Annotated in this window: 11 protein-coding genes and 1 pseudogene; 9 read left to right on the forward strand and 3 right to left on the reverse strand. The window is 43.9% G+C overall.

Going from position 1 to position 16,358, the window contains the following annotated elements:
* Positions 1 to 91 precede the first annotated feature (91 nt).
* The 8 genes and pseudogenes from OCW38_RS22660 to OCW38_RS22695 all read left to right on the forward strand — a co-directional run bounded on the left by OCW38_RS22660 (position 92) and on the right by OCW38_RS22695 (position 9,939).
* Complete coding sequence (locus OCW38_RS22660; RefSeq protein ID WP_046209671.1) at positions 92 to 1,378, forward strand: carbohydrate porin; 1,287 nt, start codon at positions 92 to 94, stop codon at positions 1,376 to 1,378.
* Between the two features lie 230 nt (positions 1,379 to 1,608).
* Complete coding sequence (locus tag OCW38_RS22665; RefSeq protein WP_046209672.1) at positions 1,609 to 2,655, forward strand: ABC transporter ATP-binding protein; 1,047 nt, start codon at positions 1,609 to 1,611, stop codon at positions 2,653 to 2,655.
* A 13-nt stretch (positions 2,656 to 2,668) separates the two neighbouring features.
* Positions 2,669 to 3,922, forward strand: a complete 1,254-nt coding sequence (locus OCW38_RS22670) for an extracellular solute-binding protein (RefSeq protein WP_046209673.1) — start codon at positions 2,669 to 2,671, stop codon at positions 3,920 to 3,922.
* A 61-nt stretch (positions 3,923 to 3,983) separates the two neighbouring features.
* Entirely contained in the window at positions 3,984 to 4,961 is a 978-nt protein-coding gene (locus tag OCW38_RS22675; RefSeq protein WP_046209674.1) for a carbohydrate ABC transporter permease, read from the forward strand.
* A gap of 62 nt (positions 4,962 to 5,023) precedes the next feature.
* Positions 5,024 to 5,791, forward strand: a complete 768-nt coding sequence (locus OCW38_RS22680; RefSeq protein ID WP_231576292.1) for a carbohydrate ABC transporter permease — start codon at positions 5,024 to 5,026, stop codon at positions 5,789 to 5,791.
* Positions 5,792 to 5,866: 75 nt separating this feature from the next.
* Complete coding sequence (locus tag OCW38_RS22685; RefSeq protein WP_052714406.1) at positions 5,867 to 8,152, forward strand: endo-1,4-beta-xylanase; 2,286 nt, start codon at positions 5,867 to 5,869, stop codon at positions 8,150 to 8,152.
* Positions 8,153 to 8,475: 323 nt separating this feature from the next.
* A pseudogene (locus OCW38_RS22690) lies at positions 8,476 to 8,562 on the forward strand (methyl-accepting chemotaxis protein); the annotation flags it as partial.
* Between the two features lie 222 nt (positions 8,563 to 8,784).
* A complete protein-coding gene (locus OCW38_RS22695; protein WP_261896559.1) occupies positions 8,785 to 9,939 on the forward strand; it encodes a glycoside hydrolase family 5 protein in 1,155 nt (384 codons plus the stop codon).
* Positions 9,940 to 10,185: 246 nt separating this feature from the next.
* Here the strand turns inward: OCW38_RS22695 and OCW38_RS22700 are convergent, their stop codons facing one another.
* From OCW38_RS22700 to xylA, 3 genes are all read right to left on the reverse strand, one after another.
* Positions 10,186 to 11,238, reverse strand: a complete 1,053-nt coding sequence (locus OCW38_RS22700; RefSeq protein WP_046209676.1) for a glycoside hydrolase family 43 protein — start codon at positions 11,236 to 11,238, stop codon at positions 10,186 to 10,188.
* A gap of 261 nt (positions 11,239 to 11,499) precedes the next feature.
* Entirely contained in the window at positions 11,500 to 13,122 is a 1,623-nt protein-coding gene (locus OCW38_RS22705) for a glycoside hydrolase family 43 protein (protein ID WP_046209677.1), read from the reverse strand.
* Positions 13,123 to 13,208: 86 nt separating this feature from the next.
* Positions 13,209 to 14,528, reverse strand: coding sequence for a xylose isomerase (xylA, locus tag OCW38_RS22710; protein ID WP_261896563.1), 1,320 nt, complete (start codon positions 14,526 to 14,528; stop codon positions 13,209 to 13,211).
* A gap of 342 nt (positions 14,529 to 14,870) precedes the next feature.
* Between xylA and OCW38_RS22715 the strand changes: the two genes are divergently transcribed.
* Entirely contained in the window at positions 14,871 to 16,259 is a 1,389-nt protein-coding gene (locus tag OCW38_RS22715) for a glycoside-pentoside-hexuronide (GPH):cation symporter (RefSeq protein ID WP_046209654.1), read from the forward strand.
* The last annotated feature ends 99 nt before the right edge of the window (positions 16,260 to 16,358 follow it).

Genomic DNA, 16,358 nt, shown 5'->3' on the forward strand with positions numbered 1-16,358 from the left:
TGAAGTCTCAGGTTCCAATATCGCTAACTTTAAATTTGAGTGGGTATCCACTCGGAATAACTATACCAACAATAAATAAAGGACCAATAATATGGAACAGTTGAAACTCTTACCTCTTGCTGCTGCAGTGGCTACCACAATGATGGCGCTACCCGCTATGGCTAACGATGCAGACATTGAAGCGTTAACAAAACGCATTCAAGAACTTGAAGCAAAAGTGGTAAAAATTGACTACGTGGATGACCAACAACCTTCGGTGTTAACGCCAGAAACGAAAGCTCCTGTCGGTGTGGTTTTTTCTGGTTACGCTCGTTACGGCGCGCATTATACCGATGGCGACCGACGTTATGTTGAGGTCGGCACCACTGGCCGTTCATTGGGTCGTTTAGGTAACGAAGGGAATGGCGGAGAATTTCAGTTAGGACGCATCTTTGAAACGAATAATGGCCCAATTTGGAATGTGGGAGTCATGGTTGATCACTGGGCAAATGATCAGTGGGGATCGCCTGGTGGTGTTGATTTGAAGAAAGCTTTTGCTGGTGTGACAAATGTATTTGAAAGTCAGCCTGAAATGTATTTTTGGGGTGGTCGAGATTTCCACCAAAGACCACAACAGGGCATCAATGATTACTTCTGGATGTCGCACGATGGTCAAGGTGGTGGTTTCAAAAACTATAACTTTGGTGGCGCAAAACTCGACTTTGCAGTGATCACAAAAGTTGATTTCGGTGACGGTGGTTCGTTAGGCAATGATTCAGGGCGCTACGCGTTTACCAGTAAATTGCACAGCATTGATGCAGGTGTGGGTACTCTCGATTTTTATGCTAACTACGGTTTTGCCTCTGATGAAGCCGGAAATGAATTAAAAAATGAAACATCGTGGCAAGTTGGCGCGCAATTAGGGCTCGGCGAATCAAACCAAGTGATCGTTCGTTACTCTGATGGTGCTGATGATTCTTCCTTTGATCTTGCGGGTGATGTACAGGCGCTCTACATGAGCTTTGAAGGCAGCTACAACTATGGCAACCCATGGTCTGTTGATTATCTTATCTCATATAAAGACGTAGTGGGTAAGGATGCCGCGGCGTTAAATGGCAAAGGTGAGCGCAGTGAATATGCCGCAATTGTTCGACCAATGTATAGCTGGAACGAAGTTCACTCAACATGGTTTGAAGCGGGTTATGCAATGGAAGACCGTGAAAATGATGACGAAGTGAAAGGTTGGAAAGTCACAGCGTCGCAAAACATTTCCATGGGTGGCATGCCGTGGAGCCGTCCAATGCTTCGATTGTACGCGACCGTTGGCGATGTAGAAGACACAGACAATATTAAATACGACACACTGAGCCTAGGCGCAATGTTTGAAGCGTGGTGGTAAATAATAGTAAAAATTCAACAAATTAATAAATTTCAAGCTGTTCAATTCAAAATTTAATAAAAGAAATTGGCCATTTTTCATATATGTGAGCAATGGCTAGTTCTTATCTTAAAGTCCACGAAACAAGAAATAGAGTAAATTAGAAAACAAAAAATATAATTGTTCCAACTGGTGTTTTTACACACTATTTAAACAAGCGGTTTAACTAGATAAATAATTAGGTGATGTAAATGGCATCAGTAACTTTTAAGAATTTGATTAAGAACTATGGAGAAACTCAAGTCGTTAAAGATATTGACTTAGAGGTTAATCATGGGGAATTTATCGTATTACTTGGGCCTTCTGGCTGTGGTAAATCTACAACGTTAAGAATGCTCGCAGGGCTAGAAGAAATATCAGGCGGCGAGATTTATATTGACGATCTTATGGTGAATGAGCTTCACCCTATAGAACGAAATATAGCCATGGTATTTCAAAGCTACGCATTATACCCACACATGACGGTTGGCGAAAATATCGGTTTCAGTTTAGAAAACATGAAAATTGATAGAGCCACACGTAAAGAAATGGTGGCTGATGTTGCTAAGGTTCTTGAACTAACTCCGCTTCTAGATCGTAAGCCGAAAGAACTTTCTGGTGGCCAAAGACAACGTGTCGCAATGGGGCGAGCCATGGTTCGCACACCAGAAGTGTTTTTGTTTGATGAGCCTTTATCAAACCTAGACGCAAAACTTCGTGGCCAAATGCGCAAAGAGATTCGCGCGCTGCATGAAAAAGTTAAAACCACCGTCATTTACGTTACGCATGACCAAGTTGAAGCCATGACTCTGGCTGACCGAATTGTGATTTTGAACAATGGCATTATCGAACAAGTTGGTACGCCGAAGGAAATCTTCGAGCAGCCTAAATCCCAATTTGTTGCACGTTTCATTGGTAGCCCGGAAATCAACGTATTTGATACCAATACCACCGAAATCAACTTGAGCTTACCTGATGTCGACCTTTCTGCAGATATCGAGTCCATTGGTATTCGACCACAAGATTTTTCTCTTTATCAAGATGAGATCGAACCTGAGTTTTGTCGTTCATTAAACGTTACGGTGATTGGCTCTGAAGTTCTGGGTTCAGTTATTCACCTTGATTGTTTGTTTAACGGCAAAAAAGTGGTGGTTGAAACTCATTACGTAGAAGAACTCATTGAAGGCGACATGACGATCTACTTCGATAAACGTAAAGCACATTATTTCGATAACAACAAAATTACCACTCTACAATAACAAAGGACTGAACATGAAGAAGTCGAACATCAACTTTTTATCATTATCTATTGCGACATTGCTTGCGTCCAATGCCTATGCAGCACCGACCGAAATTACGGTAGCTTCGTTCCCTAATTTTAATCAAGTCGCTGAAGTGGCGATTCCAAAATTTGAAGCGAAATATCCAGACATTAAAATAAACCTAGTCACATTGGCGTATGGCGATCACCACAACGCAATGACAACGGCTTTGGCAACGGGTGCAAACTTACCAGATGTCATGGGTATCGAATATGCTTACATCGGTCGTTTTGTAGAATCTGGTGGCCTAGAAGATTTAAATGCGCCGCAGTACAACGCCGCTAAATTTACAGAGCAGCTTGTGCCTTATTCTGTGTCGCAAGCGACGAGTTCAAAAGGCATGTTGTCGGGCATTCCTGCCGACATCGGCCCAGGTGCGACTTTCTATCGTGCTGACATTTTGGAAGCCGCAGGTGTAACAGAAGAAGAACTGTTAAAAGATTGGGACTCGTTTATTCAAGCGGGTGTCAAAATCAAAGAGAAAACGGGCAACTACATGCTCGCTAACGCTGTCGATATCACGGATATCTATATTCGTTCAAATCTAAAGGATGGCGATGGTATCTACTTTGATAAAGACCATAACGTACTCGTGAATTCTCCTCGTTTTAAAGAAGCGTTCCGTTTAGCGAAAAAAGCCCGCGATGCTGGGATTGACGCTGAAATTGGTGCTTGGTCTAACGAATGGACAGAAGGTCTGCGTCGCGGAACTATTTCCGTTCAATTGATGGGTGCATGGCTAGGTGGGCATTTACAAGATTGGATTGCTCCAGAAGCAAAAGGTAAGTGGAGAACCTCTCAGCTTCCGAATGGTTCTTACGCAAGTTGGGGCGGCTCATTCTACAGCATCCCTAAAAAAGCTGAGCACAAAGAAGAAGCATGGAAATTTATCGAGTTCATGGCGACAAGCCCTGAAATTCAAAAACTTGGCTTTACTGAAATCAACGCTTTCCCTGCGTTAGTCGCAACACATACCGACCCGTTCTTTGACGAAGAAGTGGCTTACTTGGGTGACCAGAAAGCACGCTTGATTTGGCGTGAAGCGGCGTCTCACATTCCTGCGGTTACGGTTGACCGTTACGACGAAGTGGCGCGTCAAGTTGTGAACGATTCGCTAGAAAAAGTGCTTGAGAACGATGCTGATATCGACGAAGTACTGGCCAATGCAGAGAAACAAATTAAACGTCGCGCTCGTCGTCGTTAATGCAGTAATGAGTTAGGGCAATCGCCCTAACTCGAATGATTTTCAAGTCGGGATGAGATATATGAGTTCTTCATTAGCTACCAATTTAACGGCAACGCAAAAGGGAAACTTTTGGTTGCGTAAGGGCAATAAAATCGCCCCTTACTTATTTGTGAGTCCATTCTTCGTGATATTCGGAGTTTTCGGACTGTTTCCATTAATTTTTTCACTCTATCTTTCATTTCACTACTGGGAGCCAGCGGCTGGCTTAGCTGCGATGGAGTGGGTTGGGATAGAAAACTATGTTTTCGCACTGGAAGATGAATGGTTCCAGAAGTCGATCTACAACACCGTTGTGATCGCTCTGAAATCCGGCATTCCTCAACACGCAGTCGCATTGCCACTCGCGTACTTTATTCACACCAGCTTTAGCAAAATGCGTAACACAGTAATTGGTGTGTATTTTGTGCCATACATTACTTCGACGGTTGCGATTTCTCTGGTTTTCACCACTTTGTTTTCTCGTGACTTTGGTATGGTTAACCAAATTTTGACCTCGCTAGGCAACTTCTCAATTGCGGATATCAAAGTGTTCTCGTGGATCTTCCCAACGGAGAATATTGACTGGAGCAAACCCGCGTATACCAAAGACATGATTTCCTTCGTCGTATTCTGGCGATTCGTGGGTTGGAACACCGTGCTTTACTTATCGGCGCTACAAACCATTCCAAAAGATATTTACGAAGCGGCCACTATCGATGGGGCGAGCCGTTATCAACAATTCTGGAACATCACGCTACCAATGCTAAAACCAATGGCGTTCTTCGCTGTGACATTAACTATTATCGGTAACCTGCAGTTATTTGAAGAACCGTTCATTATCACTGGTGGTACTGGTGGTATCGACCAAGCAGGTAAAACAGCGGCAATGCACATGTATATTACTGCATTCGTAGAAAGTGACTTTGGTACTGCATCTGCAATTTCATGGATTCTATTTATGCTGATAGCCGGTTTGACGCTCGTGAATAACAAACTTCTAGGTGGTAACAACCAATGATCATGAAAATAGAAAAAGACAGGCTCATTGCCTACATTATTGTCGCCTTAGGAGCATTAATAATGCTCGCGCCATTTTACTTCATGTTTATTTTTTCATCGCATTCGAATACCGGTATCTTGTCGGTGCCACCGCCCATCTTTTTTGGTGAGTATTTGGTTGAGAACTTCAATACCTTGTTGGAATTTCTACCGTACTTTTGGCACAACTTAGGCTTGAGTTTGTATGTTGCGGTTATCGTAACAGCGTTGAACCTACTGTTTTGTTCGTTGGCAGGTTACGCGTTTGCGATGTTCGATTTTAAATTCAAGAATGCTATGTTTGTTGGCATTATGGCGACCATGTTGCTACCGCCATTTTTAGGCATGATTCCAACCGCGATGATCATGTCTACCATTGGCTGGATGAACGATCCTAAAGCTCTGATCGTCCCAGCGGCGTGTGGTGCGATGGGTATCTTTATGATGCGTCAGTTTATTTCGAGCTCAATTCCTAAAGAGTTAGTCGAAGCCGCTCGCATGGATGGTTGTGGTGAATTTAAGATTTACTACCGAGTGATTGTGCCGTTGATTAAGCCAGCATTTGGAACATTGGGTTTGATTACGTTCATCGGAACGTGGAACAACTTCATGGGCCCATTGGTTGTTATGAACGACATGAAAATGTTCACGGTTCCACTGGCGTTACGAGCGCTTCAAGGAACGGGTCAAGTGCCATGGGGCGCGGTGTCTATAGGAGCTGCGATTGCGGTTCTGCCGCTATTGTTCTTGTTCATCATGGCTTCTCGACGCCTAATTGACGGACTCACAGCCGGTGCGGTTAAAGGATAAGTACCATCAGCGTGATGCCCGCTTTATCGAATTGATGAGCGGGCATCGCGCTATAAATTATAAGGATAATTGCTAATGAAGAAGACATTTTTACCGGTGCTGTTACCGACGCTATTTGCTGCCACGTTGTTTGGGTGCAGTAACAATGCCAATAATTCTATATCTGCTAATGAATCTAAATCAGCCAACACAGCAGCTGAAGCAACCCAATCTCGTTCCGAGTTATCACTCAAAGCGTTGGCTGATCAAATCAACCTCGCAGTGGGAACAGCATTTGAAACTCGTCATTTAAACGACCCCATGTTTCGAGACACGGTGATTCGTGAGTATTCTCAAATCACCCCAGAAAACGAAATGAAGTTCAGCTATGTACAACCGCAACGCGGTCAATTTGATTTCTCTAAAGCCGACGAACTGGTTGAATTTGCATTAGAAAATAATATGGCTGTTAAAGGACACGCGTTAGTTTGGCATATCCAAAACCCTAAGTGGTTAGAAGATACGAAATGGACAAAAGAAGAGCTGACTCAGGTACTAGAAAACCACGTTAAAACAGTCGTCGGCCATTACAAAGGTAAAGTCGCCTACTGGGATGTGGTGAACGAAGCGTTTGATGACACTGGTGGCTTTCGCGATACGTTATGGTATCGAACTTTAGGTGAAGACTACATAGAGTTGGCATTTAGATTCGCTCATGAAGCGGATCCTGATGCATTGCTTTTCTACAATGATTACTCAACGGAAGGAATGAACGCCAAATCAAACGCCGTTTACCGTCACGTAGAAAAATTGCTTGAGAAAGGTGTGCCAATCCATGGTATCGGCACGCAACTGCACTTAACGGGTGATAATGCGCTCAGTGATGCGTCTATTGCCCGCAATATTGAACGTATCTCGGAGTTAGGTTTAGATACGCACTTTACCGAAATTGATGTACGTATTCGTGATGGGCAAGACAACTTCGCATTGCAAGACCAAGCGAATCGTTACGAAAAGCTCATGAAGCTCGCGGCGTATTACCCTGAGGTTGATATGTTCACAATGTGGGGGGTCACGGATAAGTATTCGTGGGTTCCTAGTTGGTTTAATGGTTACGGGCGTGCACTAATATTTGATGAAAATTATCAGCCTAAGCCTGCATATTACGCGATCCAAGGCGTCTTGGTTGATGCGGTAACGGGTAACTTTAGTTATGAGCCAGTAACCGATATGAGCAATATGCAACGTTACGTTCAACCGTTTAACGCTAAAGCACTAACGTCTGATCAATTTAATGCCGAAGAAGTGGTGTTTTACCCATTTGGGTACAATCAGCTTGGCGGACGCAATCAAACACTGCCACAACGTGATGTTATTGATGGTAAGTGGGCGGTGGGGTATCACAATAATGCGATCATCGGCCAAGTTCGCCGTGAAGACAGCAGTACCGTAACGAACAATGTTCAGTTGCATGAAAATGACAACGTGGAAGTGTTTGTTCGCATTGGTGAGCAATTCTGGCAATTCCGTTCTGTCGTGGGTCAAGACTTTGCTCCACTCGAGTTCCCGGGCAAAGCGACGGGCGCATGGAATGCTGACGGCACTGTTTTCGACTTCAACATTTCATTTTCAAACTATCAAGATTTAGTGGGCGAAACCTTAGGCTTTAATATCGCGTTGTCGGATAACGACAGTAAAGATAGCTCAGGAAGCCGACATGCTCAGTTGTATCCTCTCACGGGCACTAACATTGGTTGGCAAGGTGAAGAGTTTGGTGAATTGTTTATGAATGGTCAAAATGCTGTGCTGTCTACAGTGCCGGTTTCAACTCCACCAGCTTTTAAAGCGTCTAAGTTGACAAGCAAACCAAGCGGTGCTGATGATGCAGTATGGCAACAAGGTTATCAGTATTCATTTGCGTTTAACCAGTTGAACCAGCGTGATATGTCTGTAGCTAAAGGCGACAATTTTGCCGGAACTTGGACGGTAGGTTATCACCAAAACTGGCTATATGGGGTGGTTAATCGAGTGGATGACATTACCGTGACGTCAATGGAACAAACCTACGAAAATGATAACGTTGAAGTATTTTTGCAGCGTGGCGATAAAGGCTTTACCCAGTTCCGAACTGTCGTAGGGCAAGATTTTGAGGATGTGGGCTACCAAGGTGAATACAATGCACAATGGAATGCAGATGGTACTCAACTGTTCTTTGCGATTGAGCTTGAAGCACCGATGAAATCTGGAGAGGGTGTAATGTGGAACATAGCACTTTCAGATAACGATGGTGATGAAGAGGGGCGTAAATATCAATTGTATCCAGTGCCAGGAAGCAACATTGCTTACCTTGGTGAGGAGCTTACAAAACTCATTGCAGATTAAGCTCTGCTAACAAAGGGTGACGCACAGCGTCACCCTTTTTCGTTGCTGTTAATTTGCCGACTTAGCTTATCAACTTAACGAATCGATTTAGGTGGCTGTTCTAGTTTACCGACTAACGTTGTCGACTTGGCTTATCGGTTATAGCTGACGATTTTAAACCTACTGATTTTAAAAAATGATCATCAACTCATAAAAGAGCAAGGTAACCATGAGCTCACGTCTAACCTACCATGGTTAATGGATGCGTTAAGCCAACTAGATACAGAAGTGCAGCTTAATAAGGCGTTATTTGTAATTGATAAAGCGTCGCACAGTCGCGCGTTATTTGCAGTATTTTAGACGTGATCACCGTCATTACAGGGCAAGCCAACTTGTTGGCATTGAACGCGGCGATTGAAGCGGCGCGTGCTAGGACGTCGCGAAAGATCAAACCGACATTATTGCCGAGTTTCGTCATTAACCCCTTGTGTGATAGGCACCTCGCTTGCACATATAAACCATGAATTCTCGTGTCATGAAAGCATGATTGAATTCTTATTTATTCAAAATTATCAGTGTGCTGTGATAACTGCCACAAAGGAATAAAGGGCGGTGTGCTCCACTGGTAACAGAATAGTAATGGAGTAAGAACAGTGAAAATACGCAGCTTAATATCGTTGAGTGCAGTATTGGTAGAATTGTTATTCAATTCTGGGTGTGGTTCTTCAAGTGGAAGCTCTGAAGAAGCGCACGTGGTATTAAATGAAGCGTACTACAGCGACTTGTATGATTGGAATGAGACGAATGGATTAGCGCACAGCTTTTTAGGTCGTGGCATCAATATGGGAAACTACTTAGAGTCGCCTAATTACGAAGGTGAGTGGAATGCAAATCGACTGATTCAACCGAGTGACTTTGATAACATTCACAATGCAGGTTTTGCGAGTGTGAGAGTGCCAATTCGTTGGAGTGCGCATGCAATGGAAGGTGCACCTTATACGATAGAGCCAGTATTTTTAGCGCGAGTACAGCAAGTGGTTGATGAAGCTATTCAACAAGGGTTAAGAGTTATCATCAATACTCACCATTACGAAGAGCTGTTCTACAACCAAGGTGAATTTGAACTGCACCTAGCGCGTTTAAAAGCAATTTGGGCGCAATTAGCCGACCAATTTCCTCTTAGCCGTTACCCGCAAGATCAACTGGTGTTTGAGCTGTTGAATGAACCTCATGAAGTGGTTGGTGTTGATGAATGGAATATTCTGATTGATGACTTAGTCAGCGTGCTTTGGACTGATAAGGCGAGAGAGCAGAATAACGGCCTCGAACAACGTAAAATTATGGTAGGTACAGCCGATTGGGGAGGGCCATTTAAGTTGCCTGATTTGAATTTACCGGCTGCATGTAATGCCAGTAATACTATTATTACGGTTCATTTCTACGAACCCTTTAAGTTCACTCATCAAGGCGCCGATTGGACAGAAGGAGCCAGTGACTGGATAGGAACTCGATGGTTAGGCAGTGATGCTGAGCAACAAACCTTGTTTATGTACCTTGATGCTGTCGCGCAATGGAACGATCAACCAGGGCGTGAGTTCGAAGTGAATATTGGTGAATTTGGCGTATACAGCCAGTTTTCTAAAGCGGAAGATCAACGCGCTTGGACAGCGTTTATCGCGAGAGAATCAGAAAAACGTGGTTTTAGTTGGCACTACTGGGAATACAGTGCAGGATTTGGAGCATACGATGCGGAAGCAATGCAATGGCGCACGTCGCTCATTGAAGGATTGATTCCAACCGATCGTTAGTCATTGTGTTTTATCGATATCTTGATGAACAAAAGCGCCGAGTATAAGGAGATTTCTCTTAATACCCGGCGTTGTTTTATGTGTAGCTTATGTTGTGTGCGTTAACGCTGCATGACTTAACTGAACTTTCGTTGAAGGTACTCAAGTTAAAGGTACGTTCTCTACAAGTGCTTAGGTTAATTGAACTAGCGTTAACTGTAATCGCGGCAACTGTACTTATTCGCAAACCACTTATAAATAAGCCCGTTAGTCGAAGTAGGGTTTGATGGTTTGAATGGAACCATCGGCATTGTGTGTTAATTCGGTCATTTTTATACTACGTAAGTGAGTTTGCCCACCAGACAGTGAACTGTCGTGGTAAAACAAGAACCACTTTCCTTGGTATTGTGCAATGGAGTGATGAGTCGTCCAGCCCAATACGGGTTCTAAGATCACGCCTTGGTAGATAAAAGGGCCATATGGAGATTGGCTTGTGGCATACACGATATTGTGCGTATCGCCAGTCGAATACGAGAAGTAATAAGTACCTTCATGTTTATGTAACCACGGCCCTTCAAAATAACGGCGGTCAATATCACCAGCAGTGAGCAGTTTTCCGTGTTCATCTAAAATTTGAATTTCTTGAGCAGGCTCGGCTAAATTGAGCATGTCTTCACTCAGTTTAGCGACCAAAGGTAACAATGCTGGCTCATCGTCTGCTGGGTAAATCTCTTCACCGTATTCGCCATTTCGCCAGTTTTGTAACTGACCACCCCATAAGCCACCAAAATACATGTAGTACTGTTGGTCATCATCTGCGAACACGGCAGGGTCAATACTAAATGATCCATCAATGTGTGTGTCTTGTGGTTCAAATGGGCCTTCAGGACGATTGCTTACGGCAACGCCAATATGAAAGATGCCGTCGTAATTTTTGGCAGGAAAATACAGATAGTACTTGCCATCTTTTTCTGCGGCATCAGGTGCCCACATTTGACGTTCCGCCCATTTTACATCGTTAACGTCGAGTGCATTGCCATGATCGGTGGTTTTGCCAAACGGGCGATCAAGTGAAATAACATGGTAGTCACGCATGTCAAAATGGTCGCCATCATCATTTAATGGCTGTCCGGTCTCAACATCATGAGACGGGTAGATATAAATCTTGCCGTCAAATACATGAGCAGAAGGATCGGCAGTATACATGTGGGTGACGAGTGGTGAAGAAATAGGGTTAAGTTGGCTTGCGCGTTCTAAATCGCGAGCGGTGACAGCTTCAGCGTCACTCAATGGCGTAGCTTCAATGGTAGTTTCAGTCATGATGTTTACTCACTAAGTTTATAATTTAGTTAACGAATGTTTAAACCAGTATATCGGAGCTAACTCGCCACAAAATGGCGTTTATTTTCACGCGAATTACGTTTTTTCACTATTGTGATAAGCACTAGATCTCCGGTTTGACACCCAAATTACACGCTTATTGATATCGGGTTTGGCACTCAAAAAAGTGAGTGCTAAAGGGGGTAGTAATAGAAAATAAGTTGATGTAAGTCGGTGATTACTGGCTTTTGGAATGAATGTCTATAAAGGTTCTGTGTTTTCGCGGTACTCAAAGTAATCGAAGTCGGCGTGTTTGCCTTGCCCGGTAATATCGGCAGCGTAAAGAGCCGCGAATGTTCCCGTAAATCGGAAGATATCAGGGCCACCCTCATCTGACAGTGGTGTGCTGTTCAGTGCTGGGCCGATGTTGTGCCATGTGTCACCATTGAGTGAATAGCTAAACTGATACCACTGTTTATTAAGAGTGAGCCTCATCCATACAACGGAAGCATCGCCGATGGTCACTTCTGAGCCATATTCTTCATACTGATCGTTAATATTACCCACGATTTTCAACACACGTTGACCGCTGTTATTCGCGGTCATCTTCAAGAAATAGTGACCGTTTCGGGCGTAATAGGCGCACAATCCTGCCATTTCGTAGGGAGTGTTTGGAGCAAACTCCATTTTGGTTTCGGCGCTAGCATAGAAGGATTGGAATCGACGGGCGATCAAGCTCTGTTCATAACGAGAGCTAAGATAATGGCGACCCTTTAAACGTAGGTATCCAGGACGTTCAGTTAACGAACCCCATTGTTCGGTGAAAGGTTCGCGCAAGGTTTGATATTCAAGCCTTAAAGTGCTGTCATCAAATTCATCTCTTGCGTCTAACACTGGCCAAGGACAAGCAGCAAGATCGGGTGCTTGCACTTGAACCGCTGGGGTTTTCCCAGTAGACACGTAAGGCCATCCATTGTGCCAATGTGCTTTTTGAATTGCACTTTCTCGGCCAAGAATACAAAAGTTGTTGTCATATTTAGGAATGAACTGGTATCCCTCAGGGTTGGGTATACCGCGACCACACAGGTGCGTTAAATACCATTCACCTTGTTGTGTTTCTACTAAAAACCCATGGCCAGCTCGGCTAAGTTCTGCTTGCTCTTGAAAGCGGCTAGTGAGAATAGGGTTTTCGGGGTGGATTTCATAAGGCCCCAAAAGATTATTTGAACGGCAAACGGTGACAGCGTGATCGCGAGACGTACCGCCTTCAGCCGTGATCAAGTAGTAGTAACCTTCTTTTTTGAGCATCTGCGGGCCTTCAGTGCAACCTAACTGAGTTCCTTTGAAGATGTTCTGTGGCTTGCCAATTAGCGTGTTTTTGGCTGGGTCAAATTGCTGCATAACGATACCGCCGAAAAAGTTCTCGTTGGCACGTCCGTCCCATACCATATTCAGCATGTATTTCTTACCGTCATCATCGTGGAACATTGATGGATCAAAACCGTAGTTGCCAATTGATACAGGTTCGCTCCAAGGGCCTTCAATATTTTCTGCGGTAACAACAAAGCTTGGTGTTGCCATCCAGTTACCACCACGACACGAATGAACGTTGGAAAAGCAGACCCAAAATTTTCCATCTGAATAAGACAGTGCCGGGGCATAAACGCCTTCTGAATTATCCATTCCTTTCATATCTAATTGAGATGAACGAGTGAGCACGTGACCAATTAGCCGCCAATTCACCAAATCTTTAGAATGGTGGATTTGTATGCCGGGAAACCATTCGAAGGTAGAAGTAGCGATGTAATAATCATCGCCTACACGAACAATAGATGGGTCAGGGTTAAAGCCTTTTAGTACGGGGTTTTGAATGGTCAGTGTCATGATGATCTCGTTATCGTAGATATAAAAAAGTCCAAGTGATACTCCCCCTGAGAACACTTGGACTTGGTCTAAACAACGCCCAACAATTACTTGTAGATGAAGCCGTTGACAATATTTTCTAGATGTTCTTGTTGGCCAGATGCTTTAACCGGAGAAATGTTGCTGTCTACAGTATGCTTAGCTAGCGTTTCAAGGTTAAGGTCACCGTTTAGGATCTTCTTACCTAGGTCTTCGTTCCAACCCGCATAACGTTGAGCAATTTTCTTAGACAACACATCGTTTTCAATCATGTCGGCAGCGCGCTCTAAAGACAGTGCCATGGTGTCCATGCCGCCAATGTGGCCGTGGAACAAGTCTTCGCCATCAATAGAAGGGCGACGAACGCGAGCATCAAAGTTGAAGCCACCTGTGGTGAAACCACCTGCTTTAAGAATTTCGTACATCACTAACGTGTTTTCTTCCACGCTGTTCGGGAATTGGTCGGTATCCCAACCCAGTTGAGGGTCGCCACGGTTGGCATCAATAGAACCAAACAAGCCTAAAGACGTTGCGGTCGCAACTTCATGATGGAAACTGTGACCCGCAAGCGTGGCATGGTTCGCTTCAATGTTCACCTTGATTTCGTTCTCTAGGCCGAACTGTTTCAAGAAACCGTAAACCGTTGCGGTATCGTAATCGTATTGATGTTTGGTTGGCTCTTGTGGTTTAGGTTCAATTAAAATCGCACCCTTAAAGCCAATCTTATGTTTATGCTCAACCACCATCTGCATTAGGCGGCCTAACTGCTCGCGTTCTTGGCGTAAGTCCGTGTTTAGTAGAGTTTCGTAGCCTTCACGACCACCCCATAAAACGTAGTTTTCGCCACCCAGGCGCTGAGTTGCGCCCATCGCGTTGAAAATTTGTGTTGCCGCGTAAGCGAATACTTTCGGATCAGGGTTAGTTCCCGCACCCGACATATAACGTGGGTTGGAGAAAGCGTTCGCCGTACCCCAAAGCAGTTTAAGGCCGGTTTCCGATTGCTTTTGTTCAAGCACATCGACCATTGCTTGGAAGTTGTTCACGTATTCCTTGATGGAGTTGCCTTCTGGTGCCACATCGGTGTCGTGGAAGCAGTAATAAGGAACATCGAGTTTAGAGAAGAAGTCGAACGCGGTATCGGCTTTCATTTTGGCCATTTCCATGGCGTCGCCATTTTTGTGCCAAGGGCGGTCGAACGTGCCAGCACCGAAAACATCAGAGCCCGGCCAGCAGAAGTTGTGCCAGTAGCAAGCTGCAAAACGAAGGTGGTCTTTCATGCTTTTGCCAAGGATCATTTTGTCGGCATCGTAATGACGGAAAGCAAGTGGATTTGAAGATTCAGTGCCTTCAAATTGTATTTTATTAATGTGTTTAAAGAAATCAGTCATAGCTAAAGTTCCAGTTAGTCGTTTAATCGTTGTGGACGTATTTCGTTAGCTATATTTTATTTTTTTCGTGGCCTCATCAATTATGTTTTTTGATACCAAATTTCTTGAATTTATTAAATGTGCTCAACCTCTCAAAAAACACTATTATCTATATTGATTAATCTTGGTTGTTTTTTTAACGCATTGATTTTTATGGTTCCAGTCGATTTCATTTGTTGGATTACCTGCGTTGAATCACACATAATAAATATCGTAATTACGTTACGATATTGAGCAAGTTGATAATTTTTTCCAAAGCTAGAAAAATAATAACCAGATAAATATTGTTCCTTGGAGAAAATAATGAATACGATAAAGTTATCGGTGAGAGAAAAGGTAGCTTACGGCTTAGGTGATACTGGTTGTAACTTTGTATGGCAAACCGTGATGCTCTTTCTTGCCTATTTTTATACCGATATTTACGGCCTATCGCCTGCGCATATGGGCACTATGTTTCTTCTTGTTCGTTTTATTGATGCGGTAACCGACCCTATTATGGGATCAATTGTGGACCGAACTCGTACCAAGCATGGTCGTTATCGCCCATATCTTCTATGGATGGCGGTTCCTTTCGGTGCGGCTTGTATGTTTGCATTTTATACGCCTGATGTCGGCGAAACTGGTAAAATTGCTTATGCGTACGCGTCGTATATTTTCCTCACCATTATGTATACCGCCATCAATGTACCTTATTGCGCAATGGCAAATGCTATGACCAATGATTCTAACGAGCGAACTTCACTGCAATCTTATCGATTCGCTTTAAGTACTGCTGGTGGATTGGTCGTGGCAATGGTGGCGCTTCCACTCGTGGATGTTATTGGTCAAGGTGATGTTCAAAAAGGTTACGTTGGCGCGATGGCTGTTATGGGCTTGGGTGCGATTGGTTTGTTTTTCATTTGCTTTGCCAACACAAAAGAACGATGTGTTCCTGAAGATGAAGCCAAACAATCTGTGGTTGAAGATCTAAAGCTGTTGATGAAAAACAATCAGTGGCGAGTGTTATTCATTGTGAATGTGGTTTTGCTTACCGGAGTCGTACTTAAAGGTGCTTCAACCATGTATTACGTGAATACCGTAATGGGAAGAGCGGATCTTGCCACCACATTCATGGTCGCAGGTATGTTGGCAAATATTGTGGGTGCAATGGCTTCTGCACCGTTACTCGGCAAATTTGATAAGCCTAAAATCTATCGCGTCTTAATTGTTGTTTCTAGCTTTTTGTCGGCACTATTGTTTTTAGTTGATCCAACGAATATTTATATGGTGTTTGCTCTAGTTATCATGTTGGGAGTGATTCAAATGAGTACTACGCCTATCTTGTGGAGCATGATGTCGGATGTGGTTGACTACGAGAAGACGCGCAGTAATCGCTCTTTGAGTGGCATGGTGTTTTCTACCAATTTGTTTGCGATTAAATTAGGTATTGCGATTGGTGGCGCTTCGGTGGGTTGGGTTTTAGCGGGTGCAGGTTATGTCGGCGGATCGGAAACCCAATCTGACCAAGTGGTCACTGCAATTAATCTGTTGTTTACGGTAATACCTGGCGTCATATTCGCTTCTTTGGCGATATTCATGATGTTCTATCGACTTGATAACAAGAAGCTTGATCAAATTAAAGCGCTTCTATTGCTTGATGCAAAAAAGAAGCAAGAACAAAAAGCGAGCGTGCATAACGCTGAGCTAGGATAAAACTCGCCTTGTGCCATCGAGCACAGAGCGGAACGACCTAACCCCCAGAGTTTATCGCTCCTGATGAACTCTTGTTGCCCCACTTAGTTGTGGGGCACT

The organism is Vibrio cyclitrophicus, assembly GCF_024347435.1.
Classification (GTDB): domain Bacteria; phylum Pseudomonadota; class Gammaproteobacteria; order Enterobacterales; family Vibrionaceae; genus Vibrio; species Vibrio cyclitrophicus.